Here is an 11,509-nt window from a genome sequence, read left to right as displayed (position 1 = left end):
GGAGAAGTGAAGACCTCACAGTAAACGTACGAGATCTACGAAACAGTGCCCATCCGCCGGGCCACGAACCGCTCCGCCGCCGACACCACCGCGTACGCCAGCACCGACAGCGTGATCACCACGACCGTCTCCGACCACATGTCGTTGAACTGCGAGGCCGCGAAGTCCTTGACCAGCATGCTGCCGATGCCCTCGCCCGTTGCCAGCCATTCGGCCAGCGTCGCGCCGGCGATCGCCCCGGGCACCGCGATCCGGGCCGAGGCGAACACCGCCGGCACCGCGTGCAGCAGACGCACCTTCGCCGTCACCGTGACGCTGGAACCACCCATCGAGCGCACCACGTCACAGGCGATCGCCGGCGCCGACCGCAGCGCCGCCACCACGCTCACCAGGGTCGGGAAGAACGTCACGACCGACACGATGACCGTGACCCCGAGCAGCCCGCGCCCGAACACCAGGGCCAGCAACGGCGTCATGGCCACCAGCGGTACCGATCTCAGCGTGATCGCCAGCGGCATGAAGAACCGCTCGACCAGCGGCCACTGCATCACCGCGACCGCCAGGAGACAGGCGAGAGCCGTGCCGATCAGGTAGCCGATCCCCGCGTCCCTGACGGTGATTCCCAGACCGGACAGCACGTACGACCGGTTCTCGGCCGCATCGGCCGCGGTGACCAGGTGGTTCCAGACGTCCAGCGGCGTCTTGGCGAAGTACGGACTCAGGTCGAACGCCCGGATCAGCCCCCACCAGCCCGCGCAGACGATCACCACCGAGCCCAGGACCCCCAGGAGCGCGACGGGAACCGACGTCCGCCCCGCCTCCGCCGCCACCCCGGTGCTGGTCGTCACGTCCCGGCCCACCCACGGCGTCAGCCGTCGGCCGAGCAGACCCGCCAGCGTGAACACCAGCGCCGAGAGCGCCGACATCAGCAACGCGGTCGCCCAGGTGCGCGGCACCTCGAACGACGACTGCGACTGCACCAGCAGCACACCGAGCCCGCTCGCCGACCCCAGGTACTCGCCCAGGATGGTGCCCAGCAGAGCGGCCGGGGCGGCGATCTGCAGACCGGCGAAGAGCCCCGGAAGCATCGACCACAGGCGGATCTTCAGCAGCTCGGTCCAGCCCGAGCCACCCATCGAGCGGATCACGTCGTGGGTGCTCGCGGGCGACGAGCGCAGCCCGAGGATGCACGACACCAGGGTGGTGAAGAAGACCGACAGCCCGGCCAGCACCTGTTTCGGCGCGTCCCCGGGCAGCACCACCGTGAGGATCGGGGTGATCGCCACCAGCGGCACGCAGAAGCTGGCCACGGCGATCCGCAGCAGCAGCCGCTCCATCCACAGCACCTGCACGAACAGCACCGCGGCGGCCACGGCCAGCAGGTTGCCGAACAGGTAGCCGACGAACGCGTTGGTGAGCGTGACCGAGAGGTTCGCCGGGTACACGGGCAGGTCGTGCGCGAACGCCCGGGCCACCGCCCACGGTGTCGGCACCACCCGCCGTTCCTCGAAGAGCCGGGCGGCGAGGATCCAGAGCAGCAACAAGAGGACGACGGGCGCACCGCGCCCGGTCAGTTCCCTCACCCGGGTGGTCACGACGCGAACAACCCCAGCGCCAGGTGGTCGCAGATCTCGTGGAACTCCTTGGACTGCAGCAGCTCGGCCGTGCGCGGGCGAGGGAAGTCGATGTCCACGATCTCCACCACCCGGCCGGGCCGGGCAGCCATCAGCACCACCCGGTCGGCCAGGAACACGGCCTCCGAGATCGAGTGCGTGACCAGCAGCGTGGTGGTGGCCCGCTCGCTCCAGATGCGCTGCAGCTCGAGGTTCATGCGGTGCCGGGTGACCTCGTCCAGCGCCCCGAACGGCTCGTCGAGCATGAGGATCTCGGGCTGCACGGCCAGCGCCCGGGCCAGCGAGACGCGCTGCCGCATACCGCCCGACAGCTGGTTCGGCCGGGCCCTCTCGAATCCCTTCAGCCCGACCAGATCGATCAGCGAGTCGACCTCGGCCCAGTCCCGCCTGCGCCCGCAGACCTCCTGCGCCAGCGCGATGTTCGACCGCACCGAGCGCCAGGGCAGCAGCGCGGCGTCCTGGAAGGCCACGCCCACCTGATGATTCAGCCGCGCTCGCGAAGGATCGCCGCCGTGCACCCGGGCCTGCCCGGACGAGGCGGAGTCGAGCCCGGCGAAGATCCTCAGCAGGGTGGACTTACCGCACCCGGACGGGCCGAGCAGCGCGGTGAACTCGCCGCGCCGGGTGGCCAGGTCGACGTTCTCCAGCGCCCGCACGGTGCCGTCACGGGTCTCGAACTCCTTGACCAGGCCGGCCGCGAAGAGGCCCTCACTCACCCCTTCCACTGCCCCGACCTCTGCAAGGAACGGATCTCGTCGCGCAGCGTGTGGTCGCGGCCGGGCCGCTCGTTCTCCACGTGTGAGGCGGTCTCCCAGAAGTGCTCGACCGTCCGGCCCGACTCCTGCCCCCGCCGGGTGTGCACGTCGAGGGCGTACTCCGGGATCTCGAAAGGCTTGTCGGAGGAGTTGATCAGGTGCATGGCGATGTTCGCCCACTCGTCCGACGAGCGGTCCTTGACCCGGTCGCTGAGGAACCGCACCGCGTGCACGGCGAACAGCCAGCGGTCGCCGAAGCTCCGGTCGAGCCGCTCGTGCATCTGGTAGAGCGAGTTGAGCACGACCGGCTCGCTGAACGTGCCGTCACCGGTGTCCTCGCAGGAGATCACGCACAGACGGGCCCACATCATCTCCTCGAGAGCGGCCGAGCTCTCGTACATCTCGCGGGCCACCAGCAGCGCGAGCTTCGTGTCACCGCGGCGGATCGACTTCTGCAGCGTGGAGATCAGCTCGTCGGCCGGGTAGCCGCGCTTGCTGCTGACGTGGGTCCACGGGTCTTCGGAGAAGTGCACAGGCATGGGGGAGTTTCCTTACAGATCGGTGCCGTCGGCGTAGACGGCCTCAAGGATGCTGGTGTCGAAGAGGGACGCGAGGTCGTCACCGGGGACGCCGATGTCCTGCATCGTCTTCACGTTGCCGGCGATACCCTCGGCGCTCATCGAGAGCAGGCCGTTCGCGGTGGTCTCGTCGGTCTTGATCAGGTCGGTGAACTCGGCCATGGCCAGCTTCTGCTGCGCCAGGTCGAGGTTCTGGTCCTTGCCCGGGCCGTTCACCATCAGCTCGGCCGCCGCGTCGGTGTCGGCCAGCGCGTCGTCCCAGCCCTTGGCCGTGCCCTTGACGATCCCCTCGAGGGTCTTGCGCGACTCGTCGTCGGCCAGCGCCTCGTCGGTGGTGAAGAGCACGTTGCCCCAGGCGTTGTACCCGTAGTCGCTGAGCAGGAAGGTGGTGGTCTCCACGCCCTGGGCCTTGAGCGTCAGCGGCTGGTTGTTCAGCAGCGAGACGAACGCGTCGCAGTCCCCGGCCACCAGTGGCGCCGGGTCGAAGTCCGCCGGCACCATCGACACGTCGTCCGGGTCGATGCCGTTGCCCTCGAGCACCGCGTTGATCACCGACTGCCCGCTGGTCTGGACGCACAGCTTCTTGCCCGCCAGGTCGGCCAGCGTGTTCACCGGGTTGTCGGCGAGCGACATGATGCTCGTCGGGTTCTGCTGCAGCGTGGCTGCGATGATCTTCAGCGGGGCCCCCTCGGCCACCGCCCGGGCGATGACGTCCGTGGAACTGAGCCCCACGAGCGCCTTTCCGCTGGCGACCAGGGGCTCGACGGTCGTACTGGGGCCACCCGGGGTGATGGTCAGGTCCACCCCTTCGGCCTCGTAGTACCCCTTGTCCAGACCGGTGTACGGCCCGGCGTTCTCGACGTTGGCGATCCAGCCGAGCTGCAGAGTGGCTGTCGACGAACCACTTTCGGCCGACGAACCACCGGAACCACAGGCGGCGAGCAGCCCGGTGAGCGCCGCGATCGCGACGGGGACACGGAAGGCGTTGCGGGACATGGAGGGACCTTTCACCGGGCCGCCCGGGCAGGGGCGACGACGTGGGGCATATTGAGCCGGCCACCGACAGGGACGACGGGGCGCTCACGTACGCGGTAAAGACAGAACGGGCCGGACCGGCGTCGTCGCGCGGTGGGCCGGAAAGGACGAGGCGAACCTCAGCAGGGCGTCAGATGCCCGGGGAACGAGTCAGGAACGACCGGGCGCACGAGAGTTGGACCGGCGCCAGCAACCGGAGTCGCTCCTCATCGCCGCACCATCCTCTCCGTCACCTGTCGCGTTGGGCTCGTAGGAGTGAAGGTAGCCACCGGCGATGCGACGAAAACGGACATCAGCCGGATCCAGCTCGGGATTTAACCTCGAAGTAACGCCGCGACCCGACTTGGCCGCCCGCCCGGCGACGTGCGACGATCCGGCTCCCGCCACCCGGACCAGCACCGGGATGGCCGGCGGCTCTGGACAATCCTTCTCGATATCGCCAGGCCAACCCGTCACGCACCCATGACCGGAAGGCATCCACATGTCAGCCCGCCTGTACCTCGCCGGCTTCGAGGTCTTCGCCCCCGACGGCCCGCAGCGCGCCGAGAAGATGCGCCAGATCTGCGTCGAGCACGGCCTCGAGCCGATCTCCCCGCTCGACGGCGACGACAAGACGGACCTCGACGAACTGAGCGGCGCCGAACTGGCCGCCGCCATCTTCCGCATCAACGTCGAGATGATCGAGCGCGCCGACGCGGTGGTCGGCAACTTCAACCCGTTCCGCGGTCCCGACCCGGACGCCGGCACCTGTTGGGAGGTCGGTTACGGCTTCGGCCGGGGCAAGGCCGTCTACGGGTGGACGCAGGGCCCGGCCACCGCGGTCGAGCGCACCGAACTGCACTACCCGCCGATCACGCGCCGCGACGACGGCTCGGCCGTGGACCGCGACGGGATGACGATCGAGAACTTCGGCCAGCCCTTCAACCTCATGCTGGCCTGCTGCGGCACGGTCGTGCAGGGCTCGTTCGAGGACTGCATCCGCACCGTCGCGGCCGACGTCGCGTCGGGCAGGCTCACGAGCTGATCCGATCCGCGCATCCCTGCCCTGCGTACGGGCAGGGATGTGCCATCGTGAACCGTGCAGCCCGACGACACCACCGACCACGCCTGCTGTGCACCCGCCCGCCCACCGGGCGATCGCCTCGCCCGGCCGCAGATCCGGGCGGCCTCGGGAGAGCACCGCATCGAGCAGTGCCCGATCCCCGGCCAGACCTTCGCGATGGGCGACCACCACGGCGACGGCAAGCTCCCCGACGGCGAGACCCCCGTGCACCCGGTGACCGTCTCCCCGTTCAGCATCGACGCGACCAGCGTCACCAACGCCGACTGGGCCGTTTTCGCCGACGCCACCGGATACCGCACAGAGGCCGAGACTTTCGGCTTCTCCGCGGTGTTCCACCTGGCGCTCGCCGCCGACGAGGCCGACATCCTGGGCCAGCCCCCGGCCACCCCGTGGTGGCTCGGCGTGAGGGGCGCGGACTGGAAGCACCCCCAGGGGCGGCACTCCGGCATCGACGACCGGCCCGACCACCCCGTCACCCACATCAGCTGGAACGACGCCGACGCCTACTGCACCTGGGCCGGACGCCGCCTGCCCACCGAGGCCGAGTGGGAGGCAGCCGCGCGGGGCGGTCACCCCGGCCGGCGATACCCCTGGGGAGACGCGGAGAGGCCGGACGGCGACTGGCTCTGCAACATCTGGCAGGGCACCTTCCCGCAGCAGAACACGCTCGAGGACGGCTTTCTCACCACCGCCCCGGTGCGCACCTACTCCCCCAACGAGTACGGCCTGTGGCAGACCGTCGGCAACGTCTGGGAGTGGTGCTCGGACTGGGCGCACCCGGCCTACTACCGCTTCTGCCTCACCGCCGGCACCGTCACCGACCCGCGCGGCCCTCAGGCCGGGAGCCAGAAGGCCATGCGCGGCGGCTCTTTCCTCTGTCACCCGTCGTACTGCAACCGCTACCGCAACGCGGCCCGGTCGCAGAACACCCCCGACTCCTCGATGGCCAACACCGGTTTCCGCACCGTGAAGAGCCGAACACCCTCCGTCACCTGATAAGTGCCGCACAGGAAGGCTTTACCGGGCGCTTGATCCGACATTGAGCCTCTCACCAGCAGGATCACCAGGCAATGAAGGTTCCGCCGATCTCCTGACGTTCGGCGGCCACGTTCCTCGGAGGCCCTGACCTGATGAGCAAAGTCCAGACCCGCCGTTCGATGAAGAACACCCGGCGGCGACGCGTGTACCTGGTCTCCGCGTCCCTCACCGCGCTCGTGCTGGCCGCGGGCGGCACCGCCGCCGTGGCCGTCAACCAGTCGAAGCCGCAGAGCACCACCACGCAGGACGAAGCCGCCACGGTCGCCTACAAGCGCAGCGCCTACCCGGCCTCCGACGGCACCACGCACAAGATCGTCAAGAAGAAGAAAAAGAAGAAGCGGCCCACCTCCACCGCCTCCCCGTCCGCGACGGCCACCCCGGAGGCGACGCCCAGCACCACCGCGTCCGCAAGCCCGGAGGCGACCACCCCGGAAGAGACCGCGACCACCCAGCCGGTCCCGGCCGGAACGGTTTTCGCGGGCGCGAAGAAGACGGAGAACTGGACCAGCACGGTCTCGGAGCTCTACACGAACTACGCGCGCGGCGGCAGCACGGTCAAGGGCGGGGTCAGCGACCCGGGCGCCACCGACGGCAAGGCCCTCAACCTGACCATCCCGGCCGGCGCGGGCGCCTCGCCCAGCAACGCGGCCGAGGTGGCCTCCAAGCAGGAGTTCACCTACGGGAGCTTCACCAGCCGGGTCAAGACCGCCGACTGCTCGGCGGCGCCGAACACCGGTGCGGTGACGGGCATCTTCACCTACGGCAACGACGGCACCGACCAGGACGGTGACGGCCTCACCGACAACAGCGAGATCGACATCGAGGTGCTCTGCGCCCGTCCCGACGTGCTGAACCTGACGATCTACACCGACTACGAAGCCAGCACGGAGAAGTCGCAGCGCGTCTCCCGGATCGTGGATCTGAAGGCCGGCAAGGTGATTTCGACCTGCTACTACACCGACTTCTCGGGTGAGTGCAAAGAGGTGCTGAGCGGCGGGCAGGCCAGCCCGGCCACGGTTCCGGTCGTGAAGGACTTCGACTCCTCGAAGTCGTACAACGACTACACCATCGACTGGGCCGAAGACGGGGTGAGCTTCAAGCTGAAGACCACCGACGGCCAGGAGATCTCGCTCTGGGACTACCAGGGTCCGGCCGAGCGCATCCCGAACCGCCCGGCCAGCTTCCTGGTGAACTTCTGGCACACCAACAGCTGGCCGGCCGAGGGTCGCCCGAACTCGATCCAGGCCCCGACCACGCCGCTCACCGTCGCGGTCGACTCGATCGTCACGCAGTCACTCAAGTAGCGGTCACTGAAGCAGGAGCGCCGCGCGTCCCCCATCCGGACGCGCGGCGCTCCTGCCGTTTTCGGGGTGATGACCGAAAACGGCCCCAGAAGGCCGCGTACGCACTGTCGCAGTCGGCCTCGACGGCGCGCAGGTTCGCCCCGGCCGGCGAGTAGCCGCCGTAGGGCATGTTCCCGAGCGCACTGATCACCCGGCCCGGCAGTTCCTCAGGGCGTCGATCTCGTGCTGCTGATCAGCGAGTCCGGCGTGCGCTGCAGCCGGCTGTTCGCCCGGTTCGCGTCGTCGGGACTCTTCACGCCGAGCCCGACACCGCCCAGCAGCAAGGCGAACACGGCCACCCCGGGGACGACCCGGAGGCGGCCTCGCCGGACCGGGGCCGGCGGTGGGGCGACGGAAATGATCTTGCCCGGACGCAGTTCGGGCACACGCCCTCGGAACGGGCAGTACCGCCGGAATTGCAGAAGACGGTCCGGCGGCGAACCGGGGACTGCTCGGTGGCTCCGGGCTGCATTCAACGTCTCCCGCGATCGGCGGCTCTCCCGGTCACTCCGGGCGTGAGCCGCCAGTCGGTCGCCGGCCGACGTTCATTGCCTTCTCGCAGGCGCTTTCAGCCGATCGCCGCAACCGCTGCCGCGGCCCGTGCTCGGCCCGGGTGCTGTGCGTGTCCGGCGGCCCGTCCGGGCGCACGCCGGGCGGGGCCGCCGGCGCCGCACCGCGTACGAACCCCAAAACGCATGATCACGGCCGGATCCGAGCCGGTCGTGATCATGCGCGGTAGGGGATGAGCGGCTATGTGCGGCTCAGCAGGCGCCGCCGTCCACCCACACGTCCTGGGCGTTCTGGCCCGGGGTGTCGCCGTACGTCCACCACTTCGCCGACCAGGCGTGGCCGTTGTACGAGACCTTCGTACCGCCGGTGTAGGCCGTGGTCTTGTTCCACGCCTGCAGGCCGGTGCAGCCCTGGCTCGGGGCGGTCGTCGTGGTCGTGGTGGTCGGGCCGGTGGTCGCGGTCGGGCCGGCCGTGGGCTGGGCCGGGCCGGTCGGCGCGACGGTGGGCGTGCTGCCCCCGCCGGTGCCTCCACCCGTGTCACCACCCGTGCCGCCGGGCAGGCTCGCCAGGTGGCCGCCCACGGTGTTCGCCCACTTGTAGCCGTTCGCCGCGTCCCAGTTGATCGACCAGGTCATCGCGCCGCGCAGCGTCGGGTACTTGGCGGCGGGCTTGTAGGAGCCGCAGTTGGTGCCCTGGGTGAGGCAGTCGAGCGCCGCGTTCACCACCGACGGGTCGACGTAGCCGCTGCCGGCCGCCTGGCTGGTGGCGGGCAGACCGAGGCCGACCTGGTCGGCGCGCAGGTGGCCGTTGAGCAGCACGTCGGCGAGCGCGGTCTGGAAGTCGACCGTGCCGGCGCTGTACGACTTGCCGTCGCGGCCGAGCATGCTGCCGGAGTTGTAGTACTGCGTGTTGACCACGGTGATCAGGTCTTTCACCTGGTCGATGAGCGCGAGGTAGGAGCCGCCCTCCTGCACGTACAGGGTCTCCGGGGCCATCGTGAGCACGAAGCTCGAGCCCGCCTCGTCGGCGATCTTGTTCAGCGCCGTGGTCATGTTGGTGAGGTTCGGCGCGTTCTCCAGGTCGATGTCGACGCCGTCGAAGCCGTACTCGTCCATCAGGGCCAGCGTGCTGTCGGCGAAGGAGTTCGCGGCGGTGGCGTCGGGCAGCGTGATCGTGCCGTTCTGGCCACCGACCGAGATGATCACCTTCTGGCCGCGGCCCTGGAGGGTCTTCACGTCGGCCTTGAACTGCGCGTCGGTGTAGCCACCGGCGAGCGAGGTGTCGAGGTTGAAGTCGATCGCGCCGGTCCTGCCCGCCACGGCGTCGGCGAACGACACCGCCACGATGCCGTAGCTGGTCGGAACCTCGGACAGTTTCAGGGCTTTGGCGCCGTTGTCGAAGTTCTGCCAGTAGCCGGTGAGCAGGTGCGTGGGCAGCGAGGGCGAGGCGGTGGCCGCACCCGACCCGAGCATGGTGGTGGCAGCCACGGCCGCGGCGACGGCGGCTACCGAGAAGGCGCCCACCATCGTCTTCCAGCGGCGGCCGGAGGGTTTCGCGGTGCGGTCAGGGCGGACTGAGAGGCGTCGGCTCATCAGTGACTCGATTCAGAAGAGGTCCGGCTGGTTTCAGGGACAGCCACGATTAGTAAGCAAGCTTCACAAATCGACGATTCAAACGTAGCAGTGCTTCTCGGCGCAGATAACCGCTAAAACCCCTTTTCACATTCATTTAGGTGTGCCACAAGCCCACACTGAGGAAACCGGTTGGCCCCCGGCGAGCGGCGCCGTAGATTGGCGGCATGGTTCCTGGCACCGCACTCATGCGGCTCCGGTCCGCCGCCTGACGGCGGCGCCCCGAGGAGATCTCCACGCCGTCGTCCCGGTCATCGCGCCGGGCGGCGACCCGATGCTGCCCGCGCTCCCACCTCAGACGCGGAGCCACCTGTGCCCATCCTTTCTTCCGGCCTGCCCGCGGGCAGCCACGCCCAACTGCGGGCCGAACACCTGAACCTGACCCTCGGCGGACGCCGGGTCCTGAACGATGTCTGCGTCACCGTGACCGCCCGGTCCCGGCTGGCCGTGGCCGGTGAGAACGGCCGGGGCAAGACCACCCTGCTGCACGTGCTCGCGGGCACCCTGTCCCCCGACTCCGGAACCGTGCAGCGGACAGGCACTTTCGCCCTGCTGCACCAGGCTCTCGCGGTGGCGGACGGCCAGAGCGTGGGCACCCTGGTCGACGAGGCGCTGAGCGCACCCCGGCGGGCGCTGGCGGCCCTGGACCGGGCCGCGCAGGCGCTGGCGGAGGGCCGGCCGGGTGCGGACGGCGACTACGCGCAGGCTCTCGACGTCGCCACCCGGCTCGACGCCTGGGACGCCGAACGCCGCGTCGACATGGCCCTGGAGGCACTGCGGGCCTGCCCCGACCGGGCCCGGACCCTGAGCACGCTCTCGGTGGGCCAGCGGTACCGCGTGCGGCTGGCCTGCCTGCTCGGTGCCCCGTACGACCTGCTGCTGCTCGACGAGCCGACCAACCACCTCGACGCCGGGAGCCTGGAGTTCCTCACGGGGAGGCTGAGGCAGCACCCGGGTGGCCTGGCCGTCGTCACGCACGACCGGGCCCTGCTGCGCGACCTGGCCACCGACGTCCTCGACCTCGACCCCAGCCGGGACGGGCGTCCTCGCGTGTACGCCGGCGGATACCCGGGCTGGCAGGACGGACGGCGGCGGGAACGAGAGAGCTGGGTGGCCGACCACGCCGGGCAGGTGGCGGAGCACCAGCGGCTGGCGCAGGCCGCCGACCGGGCCCGGGACCGGCTGAGCACCGGGTGGCGGCCGGACAAGGGCACGGGCAGACACCAGCGGCAGTCGCACGCGCCGGGCGCGGTGCAGGCGTTCCGGAGGCAGCAGGAGGCCCTGGAGGCACACCGGATCACGGTGCCCCCGCCCCCGCCGGCGCTGAACTGGCCGCATCTTCCGGTGCGTCCGGGGGCGCCGTTGCTGAACTGCGAGGACGTCATGGTGGACGACCGACTCACCGCCCCGGTGAGTGTGCGGCTGGCCGGCGGCGACCGCCTGCTCGTGACCGGCGCGAACGGTGCCGGTAAATCAACCGTCCTGAGCGTGCTTTCGGGGTTGCTGGCCCCGTCCCGGGGTCGTCTCGAGGTGACGGCGGACGTGGTGGTCGCCCTCGTCGGTCAGGAGACACCGCAGTGGCCCGCCGATCGGACCGCGCAGGAGATCTACGACGCGGTCCCGGGCGACAAGCCGTCGCTGAGCAGCACGGGCCTGCTCGACGCGGAGGCCCGGCGCACGCCGGCCGCCCGGCTGTCGCAGGGGCAGCAACGGCGGCTGGACCTGGCCCGGCAGCTCGCCCGGCGCCCCGGCCTGATCCTCTTCGACGAGCCCACCAACCACCTGGCGGCGACGCTCGTCGACGAGCTGACCGAGGCGCTGGACCGGACGCCGGCCGCGGTGGTGGTGGCCACCCACGACCGGCAGCTGCTGGCCGACCTGGCCGGCTGGCCGCAGCTGGTCCTGTAGTGCCTCCAGGGATG

The 11,509-nt window shown here is 70.2% G+C and carries 10 protein-coding genes; 4 read left to right on the top strand and 6 right to left on the bottom strand.

The window, feature by feature from the left end; genetic code table 11:
* Positions 1 to 35: 35 nt before the first annotated feature.
* The 4 genes from J2S57_RS13410 to J2S57_RS13395 are packed head-to-tail and all read right to left on the bottom strand — an operon-like array spanning position 36 to position 3,963.
* Positions 36 to 1,595 carry an ABC transporter permease gene (locus J2S57_RS13410; protein WP_307242287.1) on the bottom strand — a complete coding sequence of 520 codons (1,560 nt, stop codon included), beginning with the start codon at positions 1,593 to 1,595 and terminating at the stop codon, positions 36 to 38.
* On the bottom strand, positions 1,592 to 2,350 hold the full coding sequence (locus J2S57_RS13405; RefSeq protein WP_307242285.1) for an ABC transporter ATP-binding protein: 759 nt from the start codon (positions 2,348 to 2,350) through the stop codon (positions 1,592 to 1,594). The genes J2S57_RS13410 and J2S57_RS13405 overlap by 4 nt, the downstream gene beginning before the upstream one ends.
* On the bottom strand, positions 2,347 to 2,928 hold the full coding sequence (locus tag J2S57_RS13400; RefSeq protein WP_307242283.1) for a hypothetical protein: 582 nt from the start codon (positions 2,926 to 2,928) through the stop codon (positions 2,347 to 2,349). The genes J2S57_RS13405 and J2S57_RS13400 overlap by 4 nt, the downstream gene beginning before the upstream one ends.
* Positions 2,929 to 2,940: 12 nt before the next feature.
* The gene (locus J2S57_RS13395; protein WP_307242280.1) at positions 2,941 to 3,963 is read right to left on the bottom strand and encodes an ABC transporter substrate-binding protein; all 1,023 of its coding nucleotides are present in this window, start codon (positions 3,961 to 3,963) and stop codon (positions 2,941 to 2,943) included.
* A gap of 520 nt (positions 3,964 to 4,483) precedes the next feature.
* On the opposite strand from J2S57_RS13395, the gene J2S57_RS13390 reads away from it, so the two are divergent.
* The 3 genes from J2S57_RS13390 (at position 4,484) to J2S57_RS13380 (ending at position 7,407) form a co-directional block, all read left to right on the top strand.
* Positions 4,484 to 5,026 carry a nucleoside 2-deoxyribosyltransferase gene (locus tag J2S57_RS13390; RefSeq protein ID WP_307242278.1) on the top strand — a complete coding sequence of 181 codons (543 nt, stop codon included), beginning with the start codon at positions 4,484 to 4,486 and terminating at the stop codon, positions 5,024 to 5,026.
* Positions 5,027 to 5,080: 54 nt separating this feature from the next.
* Entirely contained in the window at positions 5,081 to 6,061 is a 981-nt protein-coding gene (locus J2S57_RS13385; protein ID WP_307242276.1) for a formylglycine-generating enzyme family protein, read from the top strand.
* A 134-nt stretch (positions 6,062 to 6,195) separates the two neighbouring features.
* Positions 6,196 to 7,407: a glycoside hydrolase family 16 protein gene (locus tag J2S57_RS13380; protein ID WP_307242274.1), complete on the top strand. Its 1,212-nt coding sequence runs from the start codon at positions 6,196 to 6,198 to the stop codon at positions 7,405 to 7,407.
* Between the two features lie 206 nt (positions 7,408 to 7,613).
* On the opposite strand, the gene J2S57_RS13375 is transcribed toward J2S57_RS13380, so the two are convergent.
* A complete protein-coding gene (locus tag J2S57_RS13375; RefSeq protein WP_307242272.1) occupies positions 7,614 to 7,832 on the bottom strand; it encodes a hypothetical protein in 219 nt (72 codons plus the stop codon).
* Between the two features lie 375 nt (positions 7,833 to 8,207).
* Positions 8,208 to 9,548 (bottom strand): glycosyl hydrolase family 18 protein, encoded by a 1,341-nt coding sequence (locus J2S57_RS13370; protein ID WP_307242270.1) that lies wholly within the window; start codon positions 9,546 to 9,548, stop codon positions 8,208 to 8,210.
* A gap of 351 nt (positions 9,549 to 9,899) precedes the next feature.
* Between J2S57_RS13370 and J2S57_RS13365 the strand changes: the two genes are divergently transcribed.
* Entirely contained in the window at positions 9,900 to 11,495 is a 1,596-nt protein-coding gene (locus tag J2S57_RS13365; protein WP_307242268.1) for an ATP-binding cassette domain-containing protein, read from the top strand.
* The last annotated feature ends 14 nt before the right edge of the window (positions 11,496 to 11,509 follow it).

It is taken from the genome of Kineosporia succinea (assembly GCF_030811555.1).
GTDB classification, from domain to species: Bacteria; Actinomycetota; Actinomycetes; order Actinomycetales; family Kineosporiaceae; genus Kineosporia; species Kineosporia succinea.
This window is presented reverse-complemented; position numbering and strand designations above follow the sequence as displayed.